21 protein-coding genes and 1 pseudogene are annotated in these 25,155 nt (G+C 64.3%); 13 read left to right on the plus strand and 9 right to left on the minus strand.

The features are described 5' to 3' along the window. Positions 1 to 18: 18 nt before the first annotated feature. Both LZ536_RS00555 and LZ536_RS00560 read left to right on the plus strand, forming a co-directional pair. Positions 19 to 1,659: a ribonuclease J gene (locus tag LZ536_RS00555; protein ID WP_249846367.1), complete on the plus strand. Its 1,641-nt coding sequence runs from the start codon at positions 19 to 21 to the stop codon at positions 1,657 to 1,659. Continuing rightward, entirely contained in the window at positions 1,656 to 1,916 is a 261-nt protein-coding gene (locus LZ536_RS00560) for a DUF1467 family protein (protein ID WP_249846368.1), read from the plus strand. The genes LZ536_RS00555 and LZ536_RS00560 overlap by 4 nt, the downstream gene beginning before the upstream one ends. Here the strand turns inward: LZ536_RS00560 and LZ536_RS00565 are convergent, their stop codons facing one another. Next, a complete protein-coding gene (locus tag LZ536_RS00565) occupies positions 1,917 to 4,187 on the minus strand; it encodes a coiled-coil domain-containing protein (protein ID WP_249846369.1) in 2,271 nt (756 codons plus the stop codon). It lies immediately after the preceding gene. A gap of 117 nt (positions 4,188 to 4,304) precedes the next feature. Here LZ536_RS00565 and LZ536_RS00570 point away from each other — a divergent pair, with 117 nt between their 5' ends. From LZ536_RS00570 to LZ536_RS13095, 3 genes are all read left to right on the plus strand, one after another. After that, positions 4,305 to 5,486, plus strand: coding sequence for a hypothetical protein (locus LZ536_RS00570; RefSeq protein ID WP_249846370.1), 1,182 nt, complete (start codon positions 4,305 to 4,307; stop codon positions 5,484 to 5,486). Positions 5,487 to 5,603: 117 nt separating this feature from the next. Beyond that, a complete protein-coding gene (locus tag LZ536_RS00575; RefSeq protein WP_249846371.1) occupies positions 5,604 to 6,524 on the plus strand; it encodes a DUF2336 domain-containing protein in 921 nt (306 codons plus the stop codon). Beyond that, a complete protein-coding gene (locus tag LZ536_RS13095) occupies positions 6,517 to 7,854 on the plus strand; it encodes a sensor histidine kinase (RefSeq protein WP_249846372.1) in 1,338 nt (445 codons plus the stop codon). The genes LZ536_RS00575 and LZ536_RS13095 overlap by 8 nt, the downstream gene beginning before the upstream one ends. Positions 7,855 to 7,857: 3 nt before the next feature. On the opposite strand, the gene LZ536_RS00585 is transcribed toward LZ536_RS13095, so the two are convergent. Beyond that, the gene (locus tag LZ536_RS00585) at positions 7,858 to 9,144 is read right to left on the minus strand and encodes a citrate synthase (protein ID WP_249846373.1); all 1,287 of its coding nucleotides are present in this window, start codon (positions 9,142 to 9,144) and stop codon (positions 7,858 to 7,860) included. Next, positions 9,141 to 10,553 (minus strand): glutamate--tRNA ligase, encoded by a 1,413-nt coding sequence (gltX, locus tag LZ536_RS00590; protein WP_249846374.1) that lies wholly within the window; start codon positions 10,551 to 10,553, stop codon positions 9,141 to 9,143. Before gltX ends, LZ536_RS00585 begins: the two co-directional genes overlap by 4 nt. A 37-nt stretch (positions 10,554 to 10,590) precedes the next feature. On the opposite strand from gltX, the gene LZ536_RS00595 reads away from it, so the two are divergent. Beyond that, positions 10,591 to 12,720, plus strand: coding sequence for a ComEC/Rec2 family competence protein (locus LZ536_RS00595; RefSeq protein ID WP_249846375.1), 2,130 nt, complete (start codon positions 10,591 to 10,593; stop codon positions 12,718 to 12,720). Here the strand turns inward: LZ536_RS00595 and LZ536_RS00600 are convergent. The 4 genes and pseudogenes from LZ536_RS00600 to LZ536_RS13145 all read right to left on the minus strand — a co-directional run. Continuing rightward, the gene (locus LZ536_RS00600) at positions 12,717 to 13,064 is read right to left on the minus strand and encodes a VOC family protein (RefSeq protein ID WP_249846376.1); all 348 of its coding nucleotides are present in this window, start codon (positions 13,062 to 13,064) and stop codon (positions 12,717 to 12,719) included. The two genes, LZ536_RS00595 and LZ536_RS00600, sit on opposite strands and share 4 nt — an antisense overlap. A gap of 5 nt (positions 13,065 to 13,069) precedes the next feature. Continuing rightward, complete coding sequence (lexA, locus tag LZ536_RS00605) at positions 13,070 to 13,726, minus strand: transcriptional repressor LexA (protein ID WP_249846377.1); 657 nt, start codon at positions 13,724 to 13,726, stop codon at positions 13,070 to 13,072. A gap of 69 nt (positions 13,727 to 13,795) precedes the next feature. Then, the gene (locus LZ536_RS00610) at positions 13,796 to 14,365 is read right to left on the minus strand and encodes an anthranilate synthase component II (protein ID WP_249846378.1); all 570 of its coding nucleotides are present in this window, start codon (positions 14,363 to 14,365) and stop codon (positions 13,796 to 13,798) included. Between the two features lie 847 nt (positions 14,366 to 15,212). Beyond that, positions 15,213 to 16,442, minus strand: a pseudogene (locus tag LZ536_RS13145) (peptidylprolyl isomerase); the annotation flags it as partial. Here LZ536_RS13145 and tpiA point away from each other — a divergent pair. From tpiA to LZ536_RS00635, 4 genes are all read left to right on the plus strand, one after another. Next, on the plus strand, positions 16,366 to 17,097 hold the full coding sequence (tpiA, locus tag LZ536_RS00620) for a triose-phosphate isomerase (RefSeq protein ID WP_249846379.1): 732 nt from the start codon (positions 16,366 to 16,368) through the stop codon (positions 17,095 to 17,097). The pseudogene LZ536_RS13145 and the gene tpiA sit on opposite strands and share 77 nt — an antisense overlap. Before the next feature lie 59 nt (positions 17,098 to 17,156). Further along, positions 17,157 to 17,513, plus strand: a complete 357-nt coding sequence (gene secG / locus LZ536_RS00625) for a preprotein translocase subunit SecG (RefSeq protein WP_249846380.1) — start codon at positions 17,157 to 17,159, stop codon at positions 17,511 to 17,513. Positions 17,514 to 17,582: 69 nt separating this feature from the next. After that, complete coding sequence (gene pyrG / locus LZ536_RS00630; RefSeq protein ID WP_249846381.1) at positions 17,583 to 19,217, plus strand: CTP synthase; 1,635 nt, start codon at positions 17,583 to 17,585, stop codon at positions 19,215 to 19,217. Positions 19,218 to 19,622: 405 nt separating this feature from the next. Beyond that, positions 19,623 to 19,826 (plus strand): hypothetical protein, encoded by a 204-nt coding sequence (locus LZ536_RS00635; RefSeq protein WP_249846382.1) that lies wholly within the window; start codon positions 19,623 to 19,625, stop codon positions 19,824 to 19,826. A gap of 77 nt (positions 19,827 to 19,903) precedes the next feature. On the opposite strand, the gene LZ536_RS00640 is transcribed toward LZ536_RS00635, so the two are convergent. Next, positions 19,904 to 22,093 carry a copper-transporting P-type ATPase gene (locus LZ536_RS00640; protein ID WP_249846383.1) on the minus strand — a complete coding sequence of 730 codons (2,190 nt, stop codon included), beginning with the start codon at positions 22,091 to 22,093 and terminating at the stop codon, positions 19,904 to 19,906. Positions 22,094 to 22,178: 85 nt separating this feature from the next. Here LZ536_RS00640 and LZ536_RS00645 point away from each other — a divergent pair, with 85 nt between their 5' ends. The 3 genes from LZ536_RS00645 to trxB are packed head-to-tail and all read left to right on the plus strand — an operon-like array spanning position 22,179 to position 24,843. Further along, positions 22,179 to 22,448, plus strand: a complete 270-nt coding sequence (locus LZ536_RS00645; RefSeq protein ID WP_249846384.1) for a metal-sensitive transcriptional regulator — start codon at positions 22,179 to 22,181, stop codon at positions 22,446 to 22,448. Then, entirely contained in the window at positions 22,445 to 23,857 is a 1,413-nt protein-coding gene (locus LZ536_RS00650) for a hypothetical protein (RefSeq protein ID WP_249846385.1), read from the plus strand. The genes LZ536_RS00645 and LZ536_RS00650 overlap by 4 nt, the downstream gene beginning before the upstream one ends. Before the next feature lie 20 nt (positions 23,858 to 23,877). Continuing rightward, positions 23,878 to 24,843 carry a thioredoxin-disulfide reductase gene (trxB, locus tag LZ536_RS00655; protein WP_249846386.1) on the plus strand — a complete coding sequence of 322 codons (966 nt, stop codon included), beginning with the start codon at positions 23,878 to 23,880 and terminating at the stop codon, positions 24,841 to 24,843. 3 nt (positions 24,844 to 24,846) lie between these two features. Here the strand turns inward: trxB and LZ536_RS00660 are convergent, their stop codons facing one another. Further along, a complete protein-coding gene (locus LZ536_RS00660; RefSeq protein WP_249846387.1) occupies positions 24,847 to 25,134 on the minus strand; it encodes an acyl carrier protein in 288 nt (95 codons plus the stop codon). Positions 25,135 to 25,155 lie beyond the last annotated feature (21 nt).

Consider the following 25,155-nt stretch of genomic DNA (forward strand, 5'->3'; position numbering starts at 1 on the left):
CCAGATGACGCGCACGTAATGACCCCCGGCGACGAACTCCTCTTCCTGGCCCTCGGCGGCTCGGGTGAAATCGGCATGAACGTCAACCTCTACGGTTGCCGCGGCAAATGGCTGATGGCCGACCTTGGCCTAACATTCGCTGACCCCGATTACCCCGGCATCGATTTGATCCTGCCCGACCTCGAGTTCATCGAGGAGCGGCGCGACGACCTCGTAGGGATCGTCCTTACTCACGGCCATGAAGACCATATCGGCGCGATCCCTTATCTCGCCGCAGACCTGAAGGTGCCGCTCTATGCAACGCCGTTCACGGCGGGACTGATTGCCGGCAAGCTGGAGGAGGAGGGCCTCACCGGGCAGGTTGAGCTCAACATCATCGAGCGCGACGGCTGGATCGACCTCGATCCCTTCCGTGTCGAGTTCGTCGCGCTGGCCCACTCGATTCCCGAAGGCAACGGCCTGCTCATCGAGACACCCCATGGCCGTATCTTCCACACGGGCGACTGGAAGATCGACGAAACCCCGGTGCTCGGGGAGCCATCGAGCGTCGAGACGCTGAAGAAGATCGGCGACGACGGCGTCCTGGCGCTCGTCTGCGACTCCACCAACGTCTTCCAGGACCAGCCGTCCGGTTCGGAAATGGGCGTCCACGACGGCCTGCTTGGTGCAGTCCAGGCGGCGCGAGGTCGTGTCATTGTCACGACTTTCGCCTCCAACGCCGCCCGGCTGGAGACCATCGGCCGAGTCGCCAACGAAACCGGCCGCAAGGTATGCGTCGCCGGCCGTTCGCTGGACCGTATCCTTCGTGTCGCCAAAGCCAACGGCTACCTCCTCGACTTCCCGGACCCGGTTCGCTTCGACGAAGCAATGCTTCTTCCTCGGCATGAGGTGTTGATCATCGCCACCGGCGGGCAGGGGGAGCAACGAGCGGCGCTGGCGCGGATTGCCTTCGGCCAGCATGAATTGAAGGTCAGTGAGGGCGACACGGTCATTTTCTCGTCCAAGATCATCCCCGGCAACGAAATGCCGATCGGCCGCATCATGAATGCGCTGAGCGATGCCGGCGTGATCATCGTCACCGACAGGCAGGTCCATATTCACGTTTCCGGACATCCCGGACGCCCCGAACTGGCCGAAATGTACAAGTGGATCCGACCTCAGATTGTCGTGCCGGTTCATGGCGAGGCCCGCCACATGTCCGAGCAGGCGCGGTTCGCGCTGAAGCAGGGCGTGCCGCAGGCGATCTACCAGAAGAACGGCGACGTCATTCGCCTCGCCCCCGACGGACCTGAAAAGGTCGGCGACGAGCGCACGGGCCGCCTCGTTCTCGACGGCGACGTAATCCTGCCTGCCGACGGTTCGACGGTGAACGAGCGGCGCAAACTCTCGATCAACGGCTTCATTGCCGTCGCCGTGCCGGTCGACGCGCGTGGACGCCTGGCAGGCGACATTGTCATCCGGCCGCTCGGCGTGCCGATCGAGCAGGATCGCGACGATTTCATCATCGATGCCACCGACGCTGCCCGCCGTGCGGTCACTGAAGGCGTGGATGAGGAAAAGGTACGCGAGGCGGTGCGCCTTGCCGTTCGCCGCTGTGCGACGCTCTGGACGGGCAAGAAGCCGGTCGTCGAGGTAATGCTGGCCCGGGTCGGGACATGAAGCCTGGCTCGATCCTGGCGATCTATTTCCTGTTTTGGGTCGCCAGCGCCTTCCTCCTGCTGCCGTTCGGCGTCAGGACCGACGAGGAAATGGGGACGACGAAAATCCCCGGCCAGGCGGACAGCGCCCCGCACAAGTTCGATATTCCGAGGCATCTGGCGAGGGCAACGGTCCTTGGGACTGTCCTGTTCGCTCTATATTACGCCAATTGGTATTTCGGCTGGATCGGCGTCGACGATCTCGACTTCTATCACTGATTAGCGGGCAATCGCCTGCGACAGCGCCACATAGAGTTTACCCATGTCGGACGACATGAGCGTCACGGCCAGCAACCCGCCATCGCGTTCGGCATGGACCCGGCGGAGCATCGCTTCGAAATCGTGCACGTAGCGATTGGCAGAATCATGAAATTCGTGGTCGGTGTCGTAATGCGAGGCGATGGCCTTGGCTTCGGTGCCGCCGATCAGGCGTGAGGCACGTCGCGTGAAGACACCGCGATCGCCCTTCATGTAAGACGCCCAGGCCCGATCATCGACTTCGTCCGACAGGATCTTGCCGACGTCGATGGAGGCCGAGTGCATGGAATCGATCAGCAGCGAGACGCGCTTGGCGAAATTCTCGCTGTCATGCTGGCGCTGTGCTTCGGTGGTTTCCTGCAGGTGTGCGTCGAGCGCAGCGGCGCTCTGGCCGATGTTGATCATCTGCGCGGTAAGACGTTCGGAAACTCCGCGAGCGGCTTCGAGGGCGCGAGCGGCGGTCGTTTCGACCTCTGAGAGCTGGCGAGCGACGGTCTCGCGCACGACCTGCTCCAAGGCCAAACGGGTCGCCTCGGATAGGTTTCCGGCGCTTTCCGGAATGACGGCGCTGATTGATTCGCGGGCGCGCTCGGCGGCGTGGGCAGCCGCTTCCTTGACCTGGAGAAGCGAGGCAACGAGCGCGGGGCCGGTCTCGGCCGACAGACGCGACGCCTCCGCATCCGCCGCGCGGACTGCTTCGGCAAGTTCCGCCAGTCTCTTCTCGGCGCCGCCGACACCGGTGTCGACCGCCGCAAGCAAAGCGGCCAGCCGATCATGCTGCGCTTCGATTGCGCCAGCGCCGGCCTCCAGGCGGCTGCCGGCCTCCAGCGAAGCTTGATGCGCCCATTCGATTTCCGGACGGGCTTGCTGTGCAACGACGAGCACGCGCTCCGCACCTGATTGCGCGGCGCCGATTTCCGTAGCCAGTTGCTCGACCGACTGCCGCAGGACCGAAGTGCGCTCAGCCAGCCCGTCGATGCTACCTTCATGGGCACCGGATTGTTGCGACAGGCCCTCAAGTTCAGTCCGCATGCGGTTGAGAGCATTGACGATGGACGCGGCGCGAGTCTCGCCATTTGCTGCCATCTGGACGAACTGCTCATCGAGCGTGGCAACACCCATGCCGATGTCCGCGACCATGCGCTGCGACGTCCGTTCCTGCTCGGCGATTCGCGCGGTCAGGTTGTCCAGAGAGCCTGAAGCCGACTCCAGTTTCTTGCCCAGCGCATCCGCTGCCTCAACTCCAACCCGGCCGAGCCCGGCCGTGGCCTGCTCCAGAAGCGCCGCAACGGCAGCCGCCTGCAAATCGATTCCGCTACGGATTTCTTCCAGCGCTTCGGCGGCACGCTGCAACAGCGCGTCCATGGTCGTACCCGAAAGGCTCGCACTTGCCGAAATCTGGGCGCTGGCCGCTGCCCCGGCGGATTGGATATCCGCGACCTGCGCGAGCAGGCGCTGGGCTGCCTCGCCGACCACGGTATCGGCTTCGCGCGCCCGCTCGGTCAGCGATCCGACCTGCACTTCGAACTTTGCGGCCTTTTCCGATGCTTCGTTGCCGGTCGCCCTGAGCGCGGCCGCCATTGCCTGCGCGCTCGCTTCGGCTCGCGGCAAGTCTTCCAGCAGCACGCCAATGTCGACGCGGGCGGTATTCGCGGCCTTGTCGAGCGCTTCGCCATGTTGAGCCAGTCGTTGAGATCCGGCCTCAAGGTCGCGGGTGACGGTGCCCAAACGAGTCGCTGCTTCGTCGCCCAGGCCCATCAGCTGGTTGGCCATCACGTTGAGCGAGGCATGATTCTCGTCGATCCGCTGAGAGAGCACTCCAAGCAGGGCCTCCAGCGACCGCGCCTCGCTGCGCATGGTGATGACGGACCGCGTGAACGCTTCGGCCTCCCGGCGCCGGGTCCGGCCGAAGATCAGCCAAGCAAGGCCAAGCAGGGCCAACGGCCCCGCCGCAACCGCCACCCACTGGGCAATCGCCGGCGATGTCAGCGGCTGGTTGGCGAGTTCGCGTCCGGCGGACCAGGCCGTGTAAGCCAGCCACAGGGCTGCCAGCAGGCCAAGGGCCCAACCGAGCACGGCGCGTCCGCCAGCCCCGCGCGTTTGAGGCTCTTCTTGCGGAGCCAGCCATTCGGCGTCCTGCGCGGAATAATCCTGATGCTCCGCCATGGCCTCGATCGGCGCGTCCTCGGCGGGTTGCGGAATCGGTTCGGCGCGGTGCGGGGTGGCGGTCATGACGGGTAATTTACCAGTTTTATCAAAGCGCGAAAGCATGTTCGCGGCCGGACTGGAAACGCGGTGCCGGACTGGCCTACAGTCGGTTCCGCGGGCGGAGCGAAAGGTGGGGACGGAATGGCGCTCGGCGCCCTCATTTCGGCATATCAGGAGGATGATCGGGGCGGCTTGAGAGCCCTGTTCCCGCTCGCCGGCCAAACCTTGGTTGAATATCAGGTGCGCTGCGCGGCCGCAGTGGGCGCAGCCCCGATCGTCATCATGGTCGAACGCATTCCGGCCATGCTGAACGAGGCCTTCGAGCGACTTCGGGACGAGGGGATTGCGGTCGTCCCGGTTAGCGACGGTGCCGAGGCGGCAAGCCGTTTCGAGGCAGGGGCCCTGATCCTGCAAATCGCCGACGGCTTGGCGCCAGACCTGCCGCTGCTTTCGAAGCTCGCAGAATTGGCGGAGCCTGCAGTAGCCACGGTTCCCGACGACGAGCAGCACCAGAATTTCGAGCGGATCGACGGCATCAGCCGCTGGGCCGGCGCGTCGCTTGTCGAAGGTCACGTGCTTAGCTCAACTGCCGCCATGCTTGGTGACTGGGATTTGCAATCGACCCTCCTGCGCCGGACCGTGCAGGACGGCGCGCGGCATGTTGCCGCGGGAGGGGCGGGCGTCCTGCTAGCCGATAAGCCCGACGACCTCGCCGATTACGAACGTCGGCTACTGGTCGCGACGCGAGGCGAGCGCAGCGACTGGAGTAGCCGCTACATCCTGCCCATCGTCGAGGAATTCGCCACCGAGCGACTGATGGAAGGCGCGCTCAAACCGTCGTACCTGGTTGTCGGAGGCCTCCTCCTCACTTTTGCCGCCGCATTCTGCTTCTCTCGCGGCTGGCTGTGGGAAGCGTTGGCCTTGCTGGTTCTGTCGACGCCCCTGGACCTCATTGGGTCGCGTCTCGCCAGCCTTCGCCTTCAGCCGCTACCACCACGCCACCTCGCCAAGCGCCTCCTGTGGCCCGCAGCCGGCCTGGCCTTGCTTGCGCTCGGCTGGTGGGCAAGCCGGCACGGTGGCGGCTGGGGAGCATTGTTCGCGGCTCTTACGGCGTGCGCGTTCGCCGAAGCCATGCGCATCGAGAAATCGGGTTCGGAATTGCCGGCTCAGCCCTGGCTCTTCTCGCGACGCAACGCGATTTTCCTGGGCATCCCCTTCGCGATCGGCGGTTGGTGGATCCCCTATCTCATCCTGCTCGCCACCTATGCGGCGGTTTCCTTTTTCGTCTTGCAGCATTTCCGTCACCGCATTGCTCGCGATTGACGACGCGTTAACCCCAATCGTCTAACGTTAAATCCGATGGTGCCCGAGGAATGGCCGCTCGCTGCATTGGCAGCCGACCCCCCGGTCGAATCCGCGCGCACGCGCGGAAGCCGGCGCTTGGCCAGCGTTCGCCGCGATTTCTTCCTCGACCCCGCCTACCGCCTGACCGAGCAGGAGCGGGCGCTGATGACCGCCATGCTCCATGATTTGGTCGGCACGGTCGCAGCTGAAATTCTTGCGGCGGCCCCCGGCAAAGGCGAACCGGCGCCCGATGGAACCGCCTTGGCGTCCCGCCTGCATTCTGCCGGTCTGCTCGACCGCGAAGCGCTGGTGGCCATGCTTCTCCGCCGGGCCGACGAGCACCGCATCGGGGCAGCCTTTGCCGGACGGGCCGGACCTCGCAAACTGCCGCTGCTTCCGCGGTTGGTCGGTGACAGCGACGCAGGCGTTGCGGCCGCCGCCATGACCCTTGTTGTCGCCCGCGGTCGCCGTCGCGACGCATTCGGCCAACCACGTATCGAACTTGCCGATTTGCCTCGATTGGAAGCGACGAGCCTCGCTTTTGCCGTGGCCGCTACGCTTGGCGATGATTTTGCGGAGGCTGCCCAGGCCGCGGTTGCAGGTCATCTCCCCGACGAAGCGCTCGACGCTGCCGTCGCCGCACTGGCGGACGCGCTGGAGGCGGCGGGCCGTCTTGACGACAGGATGATCGAGGCCGCCGCTGAAGACGGCGAAGCCAGCTTGCTAGCCGGTTTGCTCGCCCGCCGGGCTTCCATCTCGGCCGATACGGCCTGGGGCTATCTGGTTGGCGGGCAGGAAGACGGCCTGGCGCTGCTCGGCCGCTTGGCCGGCCTGTCCCGGCCGACGGCTGCACGGCTGATTGCCGAGTTCGGCCTGCTGTCGGGAGCTTCTGTGGAGGATGAAATCGGTCGCTTCGACAGCCTGGCCGATAAGGACGTCTCTGCCGCCCGCCATTGGTGGGGCCTGCCTGCCGGCTACCGCGCCGCGCGTACCGCACTGGGGCTTGGCCGTGGCTAGCGCCGCCCAAACTCCGCCGCCGGTCACTGGTCGCGTCGATGCGCTTGGCCGCTTGGTAGAGGCTGATACCCTGTTGCTCGACCTGCAACTCGAGGCGGGATCGGAGCTTGGGGGTAAACTGGCACTACCGCAGCTCGCTGCTGTTGCACGCCTGGTCCGCAAGCTCGGCATCGCCGTGTCACGGCCGGCAGTCGTGGCCGGGCAGGATCATGATGTCGAAATGTGGGTCCGAGCGGAACCGCAGGGCGAAGATGTTGTCCTGACCATCGAGAAATGGCGCAAGCGGGCCCCTTCGCCGTCGAGGCTGGAAGTGGCCGCCAGCGACGACGATCTGATTGGCAAGGCCGTGCGCAACAGCTGGGCGACCGACGCTGAGCTTCGCTTTACCACTGTTTCGGACGAACTCGCCCAGCTCGTCGGCGTCAGTGCCTCCGAAGCAGCTGGCCAGCCACTCACCCGCCTTCTCCGCCTCGAGGAGGGCGAAGACGGAGCCATGCCCTTGTTGAGCGCACTTGCTTCCCGATCGGCCTTCTCCGGCCAGGCAGCGGTGGCCAGGAGCGGCAACGGCCAGCGCATCATGCTGAGTGGGGAGCCCGTCCGTGGCGACGACGGTAAGTTTGCCGGCTTCCGTGGCCGTGCGCTTGCCGACCATGTGCCGGTGCCCGAAGCCGCGAACGAGCCCGGCGGCGCCGCTGCCACCATCGATCCCGCGCTGGACCAGGCTCTGCGATCGCCCTTGGCGCGCATCATCTCCGCCGCGGAGGGCATCGTCGAGCGATCGGATGGTCCGCTGAGGAGCGACTATGCCGCTTATGCCGGCGACATTGCCGCCGCGGCCCGCCACCTCCTTTCGGTCATTCGCTCCATGGTCGACCAGCCCGGCGAGACCGCGGACACCATCGACCTTGCCGCGCTTGCCGGCGATGCCGTCGCTCTCGTCCAGCCGCAGGCTGACGAACGCAACGTCGTCCTGGTCATGACCGGCGAAGCCACCATCCACGTCCATGGTGATCGTCGCGGCGTCATCCAGGTGCTGGTGAACCTGCTAGGCAATGCCGTTCGCCATTCGCCCGAAGGCGGAAGTGTGACTGTCGACCTGAGCCGCAGTGGCAACACGGGCGACGTTGCCATCGCCGATCAGGGCAAGGGTATTGCCCCTGAAGACCAGGAACGCATCTTCGAAAAGTTCGAAAGGCTCGAAGACGGCGGCGGAGCAGGGCTAGGCCTCGCCATCGCTCGCCGGCTCGCCCGCTCCATGGGCGGTGAAATCTCGTTGCAAAGCACGCCCGGCGAGGGCGCGCGCTTTACCGTCTCACTGCCGCTGGCCTAGCCTCTAACGCTGGTCGAGCGGGACATAGTCCCGGGCCGTCGCGCCGACATAGAGCTGGCGCGGGCGGCCGATTTTCTGCTCCGGGTCCGAAATCATTTCGTTCCACTGCGCCACCCAGCCGACGGTGCGGGCAAGGGCGAACAGCGCCGTGAACATCTCCGTCGGGAAGCCGATCGCATTGAGGATGACGCCTGAGTAGAAGTCGACGTTCGGATAGAGCTTTTTCTCGACAAAATATTCGTCGTGGAGCGCGATATGCTCCAGTTCCTTGGCGACATCGAGCACTGGATCGGAGATGTTGAGCTCCTTCAGCACCTCATCGGCCGTCTGCTGCATGACCTTCGCCCGTGGGTCGTAATTCTTGTAGACGCGGTGGCCGAAGCCCATCAGCCGGAACGGGTCGTTCTTGTCCTTGGCGCGGGCGATATATTCCGGGATGCGCTTCACATTGCCGATCTCGCGCAGCATGTTGAGCGCTGCCTCATTGGCGCCGCCATGCGCCGGGCCCCACAGGCAAGCGATGCCGGCCGCGATGCATGCGAATGGATTGGCGCCCGACGAACCGGCCAGGCGGACGGTCGAGGTCGACGCATTCTGCTCATGGTCAGCGTGCAGGATGAAGATCCGCCGCATGGCGTTTTCGATGATCGGATTGACCTCATACGGCTCGGCCGGCACGCCGAAGGTCATGCGCAAGAAATTGCCGGTGTAGCTGAGACTGTTGTCCGGATAGAGGAACGGCTGCCCGACCGAATATTTGTGCGCCATCGCCGCGATCGTTGGCATCTTGGCGATCAGCCGGTGCGAAGCGATCAGCCGCTGCTGCGGATCGGTGATGTCCGTGCTGTCATGGTAGAAGGCGCTGAGCGCACCAACGACGCCGCACATGATCGCCATCGGGTGCGCGTCGCGCCGGAACCCGCGATAGAAGGTCGCGAGCTGCTCGTGCAGCATCGTATGGCGCGAAATCGTATAGTCGAACTCGCTGAGCTCTGCCTGGTTCGGCAGGTCGCCGTGCAATAGCAAATAGGCGACTTCCATGAAGGTCGACTGTTCGGCCAGCTGGTCGATCGGGTAACCGCGGTGGAGAAGGATGCCCTTGTCGCCGTCGATAAACGTGATCGCGCTCTGGCAACTTGCCGTAGACGTGAAGCCCGGATCGTAGGTGAACAGCCCGGTGTCGCCGTAAAACTTGCGGATATCGACGACGTCCGGCCCGACCGAGCCTTCCATCACGGGATAGGTGCGGTCGCTTCCATCGATTCCGAAGCTGGCGGTCTTGTCGGTCATGCGGTCACTTCTTTCATCTGGTCGGCGATGCGCGCCAGGCTCTCGGATTGCCCGAGGAGAAGCAGCACATCGAAGATCCCCGGCGAGGTCGTCTTGCCGGTCAACGCGGCACGTAACGGCTGTGCGAGCTTGCCGAGTTTCACCCCGGCATCCTCGGCGACTTTCCGCACCGCAGAATCGAGCGCCTCATGTTCCCAATCCGGCAATTGTGCAAGTGCAGCATGAGCCCGTTCGAGCAGGGAACGCGTGTCGTCGCCGAGAAGGTCCGCAGCTGCCGGTTCTATAGTTAGCGGCCGGGTTGCGAACAGGAAGGCGGCGCCGTCTGACAGCTGATTTAGCGTTGCCGCACGGGCCTTCAATTCCGGCATGGCGCGGACCAGCTGACTCTTCTGGTCGGCATCGATTCCCAGTCGCGGAGCGACCAGCTCGGCCAGGCGGCCATCGTCGGCCTCGCGAATGTAATGGCCGTTGAGATTTTCCAGCTTCTTGAAGTCGAATCGCGACGGAGATTTGCCGACATGGTCGAGGTCGAACCACTCGACAGCCTGTTCGCGGCTGATGATTTCGTCATCGCCGTGGCCCCAACCGAGCCGCAACAGGTAATTGGTCAGCGCCTCGGGCAGGATGCCGAGCTCGTCACGATAGGCGTCGACCCCGAGCGCACCGTGCCGCTTCGACAATTTGGCGCCGTCTGAGCCGTGGATCAGCGGGATGTGCGCATAGGTCGGCTCGGGCCAATTCATGGCGCGAATGATCCCCAGCTGGCGGAAGGCGTTGTTCAAATGGTCGTCGCCCCGGACGATATGAGTCACGCCCATGTCGTGGTCGTCGACCACCACCGCCAGCATGTAAGTCGGGGTTCCGTCGGAACGCAGGAGCACGAAGTCGTCGAGCTCGGCGTTGGCGACGGCGACGCGGCCCTGGACCAGGTCCTCGATGACGGTCTCGCCCTCGCGCGCCGCCTTGATGCGAATGACGTAGGGCTGGCCCTCCGGCTGGTCGTTGCGGTCGCGCCATTCGCTGTCGATCCTGAACGGCCGGCGCTCGGCCTGCGCCTGCTCGCGGCGCGCCTGCAGCTCTTCCGGCGTCAGGTAGCAGCGATAGGCCGCGCCCTTGGCGAGCAGGTCGTGCGCGACCTCGGCATGGCGCGTTTCAAACTCTGACTGGAAATAGGGTTGGCCGTCGCCGCTGATCCCGAGCCAGTCGAGACCGTCGAGGATGGCATCGATCGCTTCCTTCGTCGAACGCGCCTTGTCCGTGTCCTCGATCCTTAAAAGGTATCGGCCACCGTGATGGCGGGCGAACAGCCAGTTGAAGAGCGCCGTCCGCGCGCCGCCAATATGAAGAAAGCCGGTCGGGGAGGGCGCAAAGCGCGTAACAACTGCCGGATTTTTGCCGCTTGCGCTCAAGCCCGCTTTCCTTTGTGTTTCTGGCCTGATGGATTGGGTGAGCGCCCCTAACATAGAGCATCCGGCACTGCCACAGGGGCGAATCGCTCATTTGTCGGTGCGGCTAACCGCGCTTCGTGCGCGTCTCGAAGCCTTCCTCGAAGCCGAGCGAGGTCAACTCCCGATCTGGGCCATTGCCGCCTTCGGCGCCGGCATTGCCTTGTGGTTCGCGCTGCCCGATCCGCAACAGTGGTCAGGCCTGCTGTTCCTGGCAGCGGGCGTCTCCTTGTTGGGCTTCACCTTGGTAGGGGGCAGGGTGGGAGCGGCTCTCGGCTGGTTCGGCCTCGCAATGGCCGCCGGCTGTGTGCTGGTCTGGTGGCGATCCGAGCAGGTGGCGACGATCCGTCTCGAACACCCGCGCATCGTCGAGCTGACGGCCAAAGTCGCCAGGGTCGAGGAACTGGCTGCCAAGGGCGACATCCGCCTGACGCTGGCGCCGTCCGACAAGAACCTCCCGCCGCAGGTTCGGGTTTCAATCCCTGCGGACGAGGCCAGGCCCGGGCTCGCGGCCGGTGCCGTCATCGCCATGCGCGCGCGCCTTACCGCGCCGCCTCCGATGGCGCTGCCGGGGAGCCATGATTTCGCCCGCGACGCCTGGTTCCGCGGCGACGGTGCGTCCGGGCGTTCGATGGGCCCTGTGGAGATCAAGGTGCCAGCAGAAGCGAGCGGGCTCGACGACCTCCGCGCGCGCCTCGATCATCATGTCCGCACGCAGCTGCCGGGCGCCAGCGGCGGCATCGCGACGACTTTGGTCTCCGGCGACCAGAACGCGCTTGGAGAGGAAGACGCGGACGCCATGCGGCGATCGGGCCTCACGCACCTCCTGTCGGTCAGCGGCCTTCATCTCGCGGCCGTCGTCGGCGGCGTCATGTTCCTGACATTGCGCCTGCTCGCGCTCAGCCGCTTCCTGGCTCTGCGTTTCAACCTTGTCCTGGTGGGCGCTGGTGCCGGGGCGCTCGCGGGTATTGGCTACACTCTCCTGACAGGGTTGCAGGTTCCGACGGTTCGTAGCTGCGTGGCTGCACTCCTCGTCCTTGGCGGCATGGCCCTCGGCAGGGAAGCGATCAGCATGCGACTGGTCGCCGTCGGAGCCCTGATTGTGCTCTTGCTCTGGCCGGAGTCAGTCGCCGGCGCGAGCTTCCAATTTAGCTTTGCGGCCGTGACCGCCATTGTCACGCTTCACAGCATGTCAGCCGTTCGCCGCTGGCTGCGGCCCCGTGACGAAGGTCTAGCGATGCGAACAGTCCGGGGCTTCGGCTCGCTTCTTCTGACCGGCCTCGTCGTTGAATTGGCCCTGGTGCCCTTCGCGCTTTTCCACTTCCATCGCACGGGCCTTTACAGCGTCTTCGCCAACCTTTTCGCCATCCCCTGGACGACTTTTGTAGTCATGCCGCTAGAGGCCACGGCGTTGTTTCTCGACCTGGGCGGTTTTGGTGCGCCATTCTGGACCGCTACCGGTTGGGCAATCGACCAGCTGCTGGCGCTTGCCCATTGGGTGGCGGGCATGAAGGGCGCCGTCGCAACCCTACCGACCATGCCGGTCGCGGCCTTCTCGACCATGGTGGCCGGCGGCCTCTGGCTCTGCCTGTGGAACGCCCGCGTTCGACTGCTTGGCTTGGTGCCGATTGCGCTTGGAGCGGCGGGCGCGATAGCCGCTCCCGCTCCGGACCTACTCATCACCGGCGACGGTCGGCATCTCGCCGTGGTCGGGGCAGACGGGCGTCCGGCCATGCTCCGCGAGAAGAGCGGTGATTTCGTTATGAGCCTGATGAGCGAGAATAGTGGGTTCGATGGTGACCCGCTGGCTCTCAGTGACATGCCCGGAGCGGCCTGCTCACGCGATTCCTGCATTGCCGACATTAAACGGGGCGGGCGAACCTGGCGCGTGCTGGCGACGCGTTCCGGACAAAAGCTCGACTGGCAGCCGCTGACGACCGCTTGCGCCTCCGCCGATATCGTCGTGTCGGAACGTTGGCTGCCGCGCGGCTGCCATCCGCGCTGGCTGAAGCTCGACCGCGACGCGCTCGAAGCCACCGGAGGTCTCGCAATCTACCTCAAGGATTCGCCACGCGTCGCCACCGTCGCTGAGCGCGTCGGCAGCCATCCATGGAAAACCCCCGGGCCTTAATGACCTTCAGCCGATTGCCAGACGGCGAGTTCGTTGCCGCCCGGGTCGATGAAATGGAAGCGGCGCCCGCCCGGGAAGGAGAAGATCGCCTTTGCAATCACTCCACCGGCCTTGGTCACCGCCTCGAAAGCGGCATCCAGATCATCGACCCGGACCACAGGCAGCGGCGCCGAGATTCCGTCCGACGGGTCGCCCTGCAGGCCAAGATCGACATCGCCGGTCACGGTCGCCGAATAGTCCGGGGCGAAATCGGTGAACGCCCATCCAAATGCCTTGGCATAGAAGGCGCGGGTCAACTCGTGCGCCGTTGCACTCGGCAGTTCGACATAATCGATGCGGGCCATGGCGATCAATATCGGCGGATGAGGCCGGCAAGGCGTCCCTGGATGCGCACCCTGTCTTCCGAATAGCGTTGCGGTTCATAGGAACGGTTTGCAGGGTCGAGGCGGATCATCTGACCTTCACGGCGATAGGTCTTCAGCGTCGCTTCCTCGCCATCGATCAGCGCCACGACAATTTCACCGTCGCGCGCATTGTCCACCTTGCGGATCAAGGCGAAGTCGCCGTCGAGAATGCCCTCCTCAACCATCGAATCGCCCGATACCTCGAGCGCATAATGCTCACCCGCGCCGAGCAAGGCGGCGGGAACGGCAAAGCTCTCGGTGCCCTGCAGTGCCTCGATCGGCGTGCCGGCGGCAATGCGGCCGTGCAGCGGGATCTCCAGCGTGTCATTGGCAGCGGCAGGCACCACCGCCTTGGTCGCCAGCGCCGCGGCGGTGATCGGCGTAACCACTTCCGGCACCTTCAGCACTTCCAGAGCCCGCGCCCGGTTGGGCAGGCGGCGGATAAACTGCCGCTCTTCCAATGCCGAGATCAGGCGATGGACGCCGGACTTGGATTTGAGGTCGAGCGCCTCGCGCATTTCGTCGAAGCTCGGGCTGATGCCATCGGCCTTCAGCCGTTCATCGATGAACTGAAGGAGTTCACGCTGCTTGGCGGTGAGCATCTCCGGCAATCCCCTTTGCGGTTCCATTTGGAACGAATGGGGAACGTGTATCGAACAAGCGATTCGCCGTCAAGCACACAGCTTGAGGAACGCGCCGAGCATCGCATGGCCATGTTCGGACCCGATGCTTTCCGGATGAAACTGGATTCCATGCGCCGGCGCCTCGGCATGGCGCATGGCCATTACCAGACCGTCTCCGCTCCAGGCATTTGCGATCAGCGGCGGCTGCGGGTCCGGCACCGCGAGTGAGTGATAGCGGGTGGCGTCAAGCGGCGAAGTCAGGCCTGCAAAAAGTCCGGTGCCGTCATGCCGCACGTTGTTCACCTTGCCATGCACCGGCGCGACACGCTCGACTGCCGAGCCGCAAGCCACGGCCATCGCCTGATGTCCAAGGCAAATGCCAAGCAGCGGCTTCTTCGCCGTCATGCAAGCGCTCGCCAAAGCGACCGATATGCCGGCATCCTCGGGCTTTCCCGGGCCCGGCGATACCAGGACGCCGTCGAATGGCCCGGCCAGCGCTTCATCAACACCGATCGTGTCATTCTTCTCGACCTTCACTGACGCTCCCAGCGTCAGCAGGTAATCGACCAGCGTGAAGGTGAAGCTGTCGTAATTGTCGATGGCGAGGATGGCCGCCATAGCCGCCTTATTCGGCCGCGCCGCCGCCGGTGATCCGCCGCTTTGCGTCCGCAATCGCCGAATCGTTGCGTTTGACGCCGACGTCCGCGGCGATCGCCCGGCCCATCTGCTCGGCATATTCGTCCGGCACGGCCTGCTGGAACTCGCTCTGCGTCCGCGAGATCAGGCCCGGCTGCAACGAGGCATTGCCGGGCACAATCTTGGTCACCTTGATGACGATGAAGCCATGGCCGCCCGGATCGGCAACCATCCGGCTGCGGCCCTGCGCCAGGCTGAACATCATGCCCAGCGCCGGCGGTACTTTGCCGTTGGCGGCGGCCAGTTCGATGCGGCGCTTGGCGATCTTCTGCGGAGCCGGCAGCTTGACGCCGCTCGAGTCGACGGCGGCTTTCATGTCCGCGCCCTTGGAGGTCTTGCCTGCGATCGCCGCTGCGATGGCGCGGGCCTTGTCCTGCGCCTGCTTGACCCGCCAGTCGTTGGCGACCTGCTCACGGATCGAAGCGAGCGGGGCGGGGGCGGCGGGAACGATGTCATCCAGGCCGACCAGCGCATAGCCCGCATCGCCAGGCAGCGTTTCAACCACGGGTTCGTCACCCTCGCCAAGGTCGAAGCCGGATTTCACCGCCGGTGCCAATTCCGGCGCCAGCTTGTAGCCGGGCTGCGAACGGGCAACGCCGCCCGCCGTGATTGCCGGCGTCTTCATGACCTGCAGGCCCGCGGCCTTCGCGGCCTCGGCCAGGCTGGCTCCGTCAGCCAAGCTATCCTCGATCTTGCCGACCAGGTCCGTCAGCGCTTCCTTGCGCTTGTCGGCGGTGACCTTAGTGGCGATTTCACCGCGGACGGCAGCCAGCGGCTTGCCGCTGGCGGCGTTGACAGCATCGACCTTGATTACGACCCAGCCGAGGTCGGAGTGGATCGGGCCAACGACGTCTCCCACCTTGGCACCGAACGCCGCATTGGCGACGGCCTCGCCCGCGATGTCGGCCAGCTTCGCCTTGTCGACGGCCTTGAGGCTGGCCCCGGTGAGAGAGCCGCCGCGTGCCTTTTGCGCCAAGGCCCGCGCTTCGCCTTCCGACTGGACGATGGCCTGGGTAAGCGTGCGGCTCTCGGTGCCGCCATAGGTCTGCTGGTTGGCCTTGTAATAGGCTTCGATGTCCTGGTCGGTCGCCGCAATCTTGGCCACCTGCTCTGGGCCGATTGGTGCAATGCTCAGAACGCGCTGCTCCGGCACCATGTATCGGGCTGAATTCTGCTTGTAGAAAGCCTGGATGTCGGCGTCCGTCGCAGCCGGGATTCCCGCCGCGAACAGGCCGACCGGCACGATCGCGATTTCCGCCTCGCGGGCCTCCAGCATCATCGAGGCATAAGGCGTGGCGACGCCGACCGGCACGCGCGCATTGGCCGCGATCGGCGCGAGCAGCAGGCGGGTGGCGAGGGCCGTCGAAATCGTGTCTCGGACTTCCTTGTCGGTCAGTCGCTGCTGCTGAAGAAATGCCTGGTAAGCCTGGTCGCTGAACTGGCCGTTGAGACCCTTGGTGCCAGGGATCTTGAGGATTTCGGCATCGACCATGCGCTTCGAAATCAGGACGTCATGGTCGTGCGCGAATTCCAGGATGGCCCGGCTCTGGACGAGGGAATCGAAGATTTTCGGGAAATCGCCGGCCATGCTCGAATAATCGGCATTGGGGTTCTGCTGGCGGAGCTCGTTCAGCCGCCGCTGCATGAGGCTGCTGAGTTCGCGCTCCGTAACCTGGCCGTCGCCGACCTTGGCAAGCGTGCCCGGATTGAACCCGAGCGAGCCGGAGCCGACGCTGCGGATATCCTGCAGCGCGAAGCCGGCAAGGATCGCCACCAGGAAAATGACCGAAAGGGTAATGCCGATGACCGACTTGGACAGACGGCGGAACCAGGAAATCATGGACACGCACTCGCGCTTTGAAAAACTTTGGCGCCGCTTTAGGGGCGCTTCCTGAAGTCGGCAAGCAAAGGAAGGGGACGCAATGGCCTTGAAGAAACTGGTGGCGGGCAATTGGAAGATGCACGGCACCGGCGCCGATCTGGCCGAAGTCACCTCCATATCCCTGGCGGCCGAAACTGCCGCCTGCGACGTGGCCCTGTGCCTGCCGGCGACGCTCGTCGAGCGCGGCGTCCGCGCTGCGCCCGGCTTTGCGATTGGAGGGCAGGATTGCCATGCCGCCGACAAGGGCGCGCATACCGGCGACATCAGCGCGGCCATGCTGAAGGATGCGGGCGCCACTTTGACCATCGTCGGTCACAGCGAGCGCCGCGAAGCTCACGGCGAAACCGACGCAGACGTCCGTGCCAAGGCGGAGGCGGCGCTTGCCGCAGGTCTTCAGGTCATCCTGTGCATCGGCGAGAGCCTCGAAATCCGCGAAGCCGGGCAAGCCGTGAATGTCGTCTCGGCTCAGGTGGATGCCTCGCTTCCCGCTTCCAGTGAAAATCTCGCCATTGCCTACGAACCCATCTGGGCAATCGGCACCGGCAAGATCCCGTCAATGGACGACATCGCCGAAATGCACGGTGCGCTTCGCCAGCGGCTCGTGGCTGCCTATGGCGATGCGGGCAACCTGGTCCGCATTCTCTACGGCGGGTCTGTGAAGGGTTCGAATGCGGCCGAGATCTTCGCGGTGCCCAACGTCGATGGGGCACTGGTGGGCGGCGCCAGCCTCAAGGCGGCCGATTTCCTGCCGATCATCGCCGCCGCGCATTGAAAGCTTGGGGCGCGGTCGCTAAGTGCCGCGCAATTCCCGAGAATCCTGAAAGCCGCCGAATGTATACCTTCCTGCTGATCGTCCAGACCCTGATCGCTGCCAGCCTCGTTGCCGTCATCCTGATGCAGCGCTCGGAAGGCGGTGGCCTCGGCGTCGGCGGTTCTTCATCCGGCTTCATGACCGCGCGCGGCGCAGCCGACTTCCTGACCCGCTCGACGGCCGTCTTGGGCGGTGCCTTCATCATCCTGTCGATCGTCCTTGCAGCCGTTGCCGGCGCCAGCGCCAAGCCGACGAAGATCGATGCCTCGCTGGCGACGCAGCAGCCGGCGCCGATCACACAGCCGGTCACTCAGCCGACGACGAACCAAGCGGCCCCGGCCAACGATCAGGCTCCGGCCGTTCCGCTCCAGCAGTAACCTTTTTTCGCACTTTTCTGATTCTGCCGCTTGCCTAATCGGTCAGGCGGCCCCTAAGGCTCGACTCCCATGGCGCGGTATATTTTTGTCACCGGCGGCGTGGTCTCCTCGCTCGGTAAAGGTCTTCTCTCGGCTTCCCTTGGGGCGCTCCTGCAGGCGCGCGGCTACAAGGTCCGAATCCGCAAGTTCGACCCCTATCTGAACGTCGATCCGGGGACGATGAGCCCCTATCAGCACGGCGAAGTCTACGTCACCGACGATGGGGCGGAGACCGATCTCGACCTTGGCCATTACGAGCGTTTCACCGGCGTCTCGTCCCGCCAGTCGGACAATGTCACCACCGGCCGCATCTATCGCGACATCATCGCACGCGAGCGGCGGGGCGATTATCTGGGCGCGACCGTGCAGGTCATTCCGCACGTCACCAACGCCATCAAGGAATTCGCGCTGTCGGAGACCGACGGCTGCGATTTCATCATTTGCGAAATCGGCGGGACGGTCGGCGACATCGAAAGCCTGCCCTTCGTCGAAGCGATCCGGCAGCTGCGCAATGACCTTGGCCGCGACAATACCGTCAGTGTCCACACGACTCTCGTCCCGTGGATCAAAGCAGCCGGCGAACTGAAGACCAAGCCGACGCAGCACAGCGTCCGCGAAATCGCCAGCCTTGGCGTCCAGCCCGACGTCCTGCTCTGCCGCTGCGAGAAGCCGATCCCCGAAAGCGAGCGTGAGAAGATCGCGCTCTTCTGCAACGTCCCCAAGTCCGCGGTTATCCAGGCGCTGGATGCGCGCTCCATCTACGACGTGCCGCTGCAATATCATTCGGAAGGGCTGGACGACGAAGTCCTGCGCGCCTTCCGCATCGACGATGCGCCGCAGCCCGACCTTGCCCGCTGGCACGACATCATGGACCGGCTGGAGCATTACGACAGCGAGGTCACGATCGGCGTTGTCGGCAAATATGTTGGACTTCCCGACGCCTACAAGAGCCTCAACGAAGCCTTGGTTCACGGCGGCATCGCCAACCGGACCAAGGTCAACATCCGCTGGCTCGACGCCGAGCTGTTCGAGCATCCCGAAGCGGATTTCGAAGGCGAACTGGAGCCGCTTCACGGCATCCTCGTCCCCGGGGGCTTCGGTGAGCGCGGCAGCGAGGGCAAGATCGCCAGCGTCCGCTTCGCCCGCGAACAGAACATTCCCTTCTTCGGCATCTGCCTCGGCATGCAGATGGCCTGCATCGAAGGCGCGCGGAACCTCGCCGGCATCAGTGAAGCCTCGACTACCGAGTTCGGCGACACGTCCGAACCCGTCGTCGGCCTCATCACCGAGTGGATGAGCGAGGAGGGCCTGCAGAAGCGCGCAGCCGACGGCGACCTCGGCGGTACAATGCGGCTCGGTGCCTATGAGGCCAAGCTGGCCGCCAACAGCCACGTCGCCACCGTCTACGGCTCGACCGATATCAGCGAACGCCACCGCCACCGTTACGAGGTCAACGTCCATTACCGCGACGCCCTCGAAAAGGGCGGCCTGATCTTCTCGGGCATGTCGCCGGACGGCGCGCTTCCCGAAATCGTCGAGCGGCCCGACCACCCCTGGTTCATCGGCGTCCAGTTCCATCCCGAGCTTAAGAGCCGCCCGTTCGAGCCGCACCCACTCTTCGCCGGCTTCATCGGCGCGGCGCTGAAGCAGTCGCGGTTGGTTTGACCATTACGTAACTTTTCGGGTTGCCGCTGCCGGCGAGGGATCGCAGTTAAGGCGCATGCGATTGTGGCTCATTCTGATGAGCGCTCTAGCGCTGCTTGTCGTGCAGTTAGCCGCGCCCGCAGCGGCCATGCCGCTTCGGCTTGACGATTGTAGCTTGGAAATGGGGATGGCCCAGCATCAGCACCGCGGCGCCGTTCAGCATGACAATGCGCAAATGGGTTGCTGCGTCGTAGCTCCCGCGGTTCTTCCATTTGTCGAGGCGATAGAACCACCCGCGCGCGGCAAGATGTTGAGAGTGTCATTCGCTTCGCCGAGGCTCAACGGCATAGTCCTGGACGGAGACGAGCCGCCACCCCGACCCGCGTGAAAGCATCATCTGACACACTTTCACACGGAGAATTCGAAGTGAAAAAGCTTTTGACCGCGATCGCACTCTCGATCGCTCTGCCCGCCGTTGCTCACGCCCAGGCCGCGCCTGCTCCAGAAAAGCAGGACTGCTGTGAGAAAATGAAGGCGGAAGGCAAGGAATGCTGCTGCAAGGAAATGGACAAGATGGGCCATGACCAGCACGGCAAGCAGGGTGAGGAAACCACCCAGCACAAGCATTAGGTCGTAAGGGGAGCGGCTCGCCGAGAGACGGGCCGCTTCCTACTTCGAGAGCCCCGACCCGTTGCCGGCTCGCGATCCTAGAGTCGTACCGCTCGTAGTCGCAGCGAATTGGCGATCACGCTGACCGAGCTAAGCGCCATCGCCGCGCCCGCGATCATCGGGTTCAAGAGGAGGCCGAGCGCCGGATACAGAACGCCGGCCGCGATCGGCACGCCCGAAGCATTGTAGGCGAATGACAGGAACAAATTCTGCCGGATATTGCGCATCGTCGCGTGACTTAGCCGCCGTGCCCTGACGATGCCTGCCAGGTCGCCTTTGACCAGCGTCACATGCGCGCTCTCCATCGCTACGTCTGTCCCGGTGCCCATAGCGATGCCGACGTCGGCGGCGGCTAGCGCAGGGGCGTCGTTGATCCCGTCACCCGCCATCGCGACGCGCCGGCCCGCCTTGCGTAGCTCGGCGACCTTTGCCTGCTTCTGTTCGGGCAGTACTTCCGCGAGCACCTCGTCGATCCCGACTTGCCGCGCCACCGCCTCAGCCGTGCGGCGATTGTCGCCGGTCATCATGACGACGTGGATGCCAACACCCTTCAGGGCAGAGACAGCATCGAAAGCGCCGTCCTTGACGGGATCGGCGACCACGACCAACCCCGCCAGCTTTCGGTCGATCGCAAGGAACATGGCACCTTCCCCTCGCGAGCGATGCTCGTCAGCCGCGGACTGGAGCGGCGTCGTGTCGACGCCGAGGTCGGCGAGAATTGCCCTGTTTCCGAGCGCCACGTTGCGGCCCTGGACCTTCCCGGACACGCCTTTCCCCGTGTGGGACGCGAAGTCGGCAGCATCCGGGACTTGAATGTTGCGGTCGGATGCACCTGCCAGGATTGCCGCAGCGAGTGGGTGCTCGCTTCCTTTTTCGAGCGCAGCGGCCATTGCCAGGACCTCATTTTCGCTCGCGCCCGGCACCGTCTCAACGGCAACCAGCTTCGGCTTGCCGAGCGTTAGCGTGCCCGTCTTGTCGACAACCAAGGTGTCGATCTTCTCTATTAGCTCAAGCGCTTCGGCGTTTTTCACCAGTACTCCGGCGGTCGCCCCACGACCGGTACCGACCATGATCGACATTGGTGTCGCCAGGCCGAGCGCGCAGGGACAGGCGATGATCAGGACAGCGATAGCGTTGACCAATGCATGGCTCAATCGGGGTTCAGGACCAACCAGCGCCCAGACGATGAAGGTTGCGACGGACACGAGAACCACCGCCGGAACGAACCAGCCGGAAACCTGGTCTGCCAGTTTCTGGATCGGCGCCCGGGAGCGCTGGGCCTCTGCAACCATGCGGACGATCTGGGAGAGCATCGTGTCGCGGCCGACGCGCTCCGCCCGCATCAGCAGGCTGCCGGTACCATTGACTGTCGCGCCTGTGACTTTTTCTCCGGTCGTCTTTTCAACCGCGACGGGTTCGCCGCTGACCATGGATTCATCAACTGAACTGTGACCTTCGGCGACGACGCCATCGACCGGTATTTTTTCGCCCGGCCGGATGCGAAGCAGGTCACCCACATGGACGTGCTCCAGAGGAATATCTTCTTCGCTCCCGTCCGCATTCACGCGTCGCGCGGTTTTCGGTGCAAGGCCGAGCAATGCACGGATGGCTTTGCCGGTCGCGGACCGTGCCCGCAGTTCCAGCACCTGACCCAGCAGGACAAGCGTGGTGATGACCGCTGCCGCTTCGTAATAGACCGGAACGAGGCCGCCCATCGTCCGTAACGAGAGCGGAAACGCCTGTGGCCTCAGCGTCGCGACCAGGCTGCATCCATAGGCAACGCCAACCCCGAGTCCGATGAGCGTGAACATGTTTAGGTTGCGGCTCTTGAGCGACGCCCAGAACCTCTCGAAAAACGGCCAACCGCCCCACAGCACGACCGGCGTGGCAAGCGTCAGCTGCAGCCAGATGGAAGTCTGCATTGGCAGTAACCCGATGCCAAGAACCTCAGCGCCGAAGGTCAGCAGCATCAAAGGAATCGAAAGCGCCGCGCTGATCCAAAATCGGCGGCTCATGTCGATCAGCTCGGGATTTGGACCGTCCTCGAGGCTCGGCTCCAGGGGCTCAAGCGCCATGCCGCAAATCGGGCAGTTGCCGGGGTGGTCCTGGCGGATCTGCGGATGCATGGGGCAGGTCCAGATCGTTCCTTCGGCGACGGTCGCGGGATCGACCGGGGGGCCGGCGCGATCCTGGTGGCTGTGGTGATGGCAGTTGTGGTTGTTTTCCATGCAGCAACCCTTGTGTTTGCGGACTTCCCGTTATACCCCCATTAGGTATATTGCAAGATACCCACATGGGGTATATGAGGTAGGCATGACAGACCATGACCCGAAACTATTGAACCGCCTGCGTCGAATAGAGGGGCAGGTTCGCGGCATTAGCCGCATGGTTGAGGAAGGCCGGTATTGCGTGGATATTTTGACTCAGTTGCAGGCGATCCGAGCCGCGCTCGGCAAGGTCGAAGGCGCAATCCTGCAGGACCACCTCAATAAATGTATCGAGGGCGCGATCACGAGCGGCGACACCGCCGACCAGCGCGCCAAGGTGAATGAACTCATTCAATTGTTGGAGCGTAGCCGGTGAAGTTGTTCGCGTTGAATTCGACCGTCGCTTTTCTCGCATTGGTCACCGGCACCACTGCTTTCGCACAGCATGAGGGGCACGGCATGTCGATGCCCATGCCGGCTGAGCCGACGAAGCCGGAGACGGCGACCGCGCCCACGCCGGACCCGCATGCCGGGCATGACATGGGCGGCATGGAGATGCCCGCTGAGCCCGCGGAGGAAAGCCCGCCCGCCCATGACATGGCGACCATGCCGGGGATGGATCATTCCTCTCATGGCGGCGCGATGAAAGGTGCGCTCGGCTCCTATGGAATGACCCGGGAGGCGTCCGGCACCTCATGGCAGCCCGATTCGTCGATGCATGACGGCATCCATTTGGCGAGCGGCGACTGGACCTTCATGATCCACGGGAATCTCGACCTGGTTTATGACTGGCAGGAGGGGCCGCGCGGCGATTCCAAGACCTTTGTCGCGGGTATGCTGATGGGCATGGCGCGCCGTCCTGTCGGCGACGGATTACTCCAGTTCCGGGCGATGGTCAGCCCCGACCCGCTGATGGGCAAGAAGGGCTATCCGCTCCTGCTCGCCAGTGGCGAAACCGCCAATGGCACCGATCCTCTCGTCGACCGCCAGCACCCGCATGACTTTTTCATGGAACTGTCGGCGAGCCTGTCCCAGCCGCTCTCCCGCAACACCAGCGTCTTCATCTACGGCGGCTTGCCGGGAGAGCCGGCTTTCGGCCCGCCCGCCTTCATGCATCGACAGTCGATCAGCACCTCGCCGGAGGCCCCGATCAGTCACCACTGGCTCGATTCAACCCACATCACGTTCGGCGTCCTCACCGCCGGACTGGTCCACAACAATTTCAAGCTCGAGGTTTCACGCTTCAACGGTCGCGAACCCGACCAGCATCGCTGGGACATCGAGACCGGTCCCCTCGATTCGACGTCGGTCCGCCTCTCGTGGAACCCGACGCACACGCTGTCCCTGCAAGGCAGCTGGGCCCATCTCGAAGAGCCGGAGCAGCTCGAGCCGGGCGTCAACCAGCGCCGCTGGTCGGCAAGCGCCATCTACACGCGGCCGATCGCCAACGGCTGGTGGTCGACGACCTTGGCCTGGGGCCGCAAGAGCTTGGAGGGCCTGAATTTGGATGCCGTTGCGCTCGAAAGCTCCGTCAACTGGAAGGACTGGACCCTGTTCGGCCGCGGCGAGATGACCGAGAATAACGAGCTGACCACCGATCATCACGACAGCTTTCGCGTCGGCAAGATCAGCCTCGGGCTCATCAAGGATTTTGCGATCGCCAGGCATCTGAAGTTCGGCCTCGGCGGTCTTTACGCCTTCAATTTCGTCCCGAATTCGCTTGAAGACGCCTATGGCGGCGACCCCCAAGGCGCCATGGCTTTCGCCCGTTTGAAGATCGACTGAATCGACCCTAAGTGAGCGCCATGACCAACATCGTTTCCACTCGAATGCTGATTCTCGGTTCCGGCCCGGCCGGAATGACAGCAGCCATTTATGCCGCGCGCGCCGGCCTCGCGCCGGTCGTTGTCCAGGGCATCCAGCCCGGCGGCCAATTGACCACGACAACCGACGTAGAAAATTACCCGGGCTTCCGCAGCGTCATCCAGGGTCCCTGGCTGATGGAGGAGATGCAGGCCCAGGCCGAGCATGTCGGCACCAAAATGGTCTGGGACCATATCAGCAGCGTCGATCTGTCGCGTCGGCCGTTCGTCGTGAAGGGCGACGGCGGCACGGAATATCATGCCGATACCCTCGTCATCGCTACCGGCGCCCAGGCCAAATGGCTGAACCTGCCGAGCGAAGAACATATGAAGGGCCGGGGCGCGTCGGCGTGCGCGACCTGCGACGGCTTTTTCTACCGCGGCAAGAAGGTCGCGGTGATCGGCGGCGGCAACACCGCTGTCGAAGAAGCGATCTACATGACCAACCACAGCCAGAACGTGACCCTGATCCATCGCCGCGATTCGCTCCGCGCCGAGAAGATCCTGCAGGACCGGCTGTTCGCCAATCCGCACATCAACATCATCTGGAATGCCGAGGTCGCCGAATTCCTCTCCGGCGGCATGCCCGAGGCGCTCACCGGCCTCCGCCTCCGCGACACCCAGAACGGCTCTCTGCGCGATATCGAAGTCGAGGGCGCGTTCGTCGCTATCGGCCATGCTCCAGCGACCGAGCTTTTCGGTGGCCAGCTGGAGCTCGACGATGACGGCTACCTAAAGGTCGAAATCGGCTCGACCCGCACCAACATCCCCGGCGTGTTCGCCTGCGGCGACGTCATGGACAAGATCTACCGCCAGGCGGTCACGGCTGCCGGCACCGGCTGCATGGCAGCTTTGGATGCAGAGAAGTTCCTTGCGGCGCAGGAGTATGAAGCGCTCGCCGCGGAGTAGCGGCTAGGCGACTTTCCGCCTCACGAAATGCAGCAAGCGGCCATAGGTCATGAAGTCCTCGGCCTCGACCTCGTCATCCTCGATCAGGATACCGAGCCGCTCCTCCATCTCCGTGAGGAAATTGGCGACGGCCATCGAATCGAACTCGGGCAGGGACCCGAACAGCCCGGTTGAAGCATTGAAGGCCGCGACCAGGCTCTCCGGCAGGCCCAGCACATCGCTCAACAGCCCGCGCAGCGCCGTATCGGCGGCATCGGCTGTTTCGCTGGGTCTCTGAGCGGGCTGCTGCATCGGACGCGCCCCTAGGGCCTG

Source organism: Sphingomonas alba, assembly GCF_023516555.1.
Lineage (GTDB): Bacteria > Pseudomonadota > Alphaproteobacteria > Sphingomonadales > Sphingomonadaceae > Sphingomicrobium > Sphingomicrobium album.

Bases quoted from the DNA above. Each gene is read 5' to 3' on its own strand.
- LZ536_RS00555 (WP_249846367.1), top strand. From the start codon at position 19: ATGACCCCCGGCGACGAACTCCTCTTCCTGGCCCTCGGCGGCTCGGGT.
- LZ536_RS00560 (WP_249846368.1), top strand. From the start codon at position 1,656: ATGAAGCCTGGCTCGATCCTGGCGATCTATTTCCTGTTTTGGGTCGCC.
- LZ536_RS00565 (WP_249846369.1), bottom strand. From the start codon at position 4,187: ATGACCGCCACCCCGCACCGCGCCGAACCGATTCCGCAACCCGCCGAG.
- LZ536_RS00570 (WP_249846370.1), top strand. From the start codon at position 4,305: ATGGCGCTCGGCGCCCTCATTTCGGCATATCAGGAGGATGATCGGGGC.
- LZ536_RS00585 (WP_249846373.1), bottom strand. From the start codon at position 9,144: ATGACCGACAAGACCGCCAGCTTCGGAATCGATGGAAGCGACCGCACC.
- LZ536_RS00600 (WP_249846376.1), bottom strand. From the start codon at position 13,064: ATGGCCCGCATCGATTATGTCGAACTGCCGAGTGCAACGGCGCACGAG.
- lexA (WP_249846377.1), bottom strand. From the start codon at position 13,726: ATGCTCACCGCCAAGCAGCGTGAACTCCTTCAGTTCATCGATGAACGG.
- LZ536_RS00610 (WP_249846378.1), bottom strand. From the start codon at position 14,365: ATGGCGGCCATCCTCGCCATCGACAATTACGACAGCTTCACCTTCACG.
- tpiA (WP_249846379.1), top strand. From the start codon at position 16,366: ATGGCCTTGAAGAAACTGGTGGCGGGCAATTGGAAGATGCACGGCACC.
- secG (WP_249846380.1), top strand. From the start codon at position 17,157: ATGTATACCTTCCTGCTGATCGTCCAGACCCTGATCGCTGCCAGCCTC.
- pyrG (WP_249846381.1), top strand. From the start codon at position 17,583: ATGGCGCGGTATATTTTTGTCACCGGCGGCGTGGTCTCCTCGCTCGGT.
- LZ536_RS00640 (WP_249846383.1), bottom strand. From the start codon at position 22,093: ATGGAAAACAACCACAACTGCCATCACCACAGCCACCAGGATCGCGCC.
- LZ536_RS00645 (WP_249846384.1), top strand. From the start codon at position 22,179: ATGACAGACCATGACCCGAAACTATTGAACCGCCTGCGTCGAATAGAG.
- trxB (WP_249846386.1), top strand. From the start codon at position 23,878: ATGACCAACATCGTTTCCACTCGAATGCTGATTCTCGGTTCCGGCCCG.
- LZ536_RS00660 (WP_249846387.1), bottom strand. From the start codon at position 25,134: ATGCAGCAGCCCGCTCAGAGACCCAGCGAAACAGCCGATGCCGCCGAT.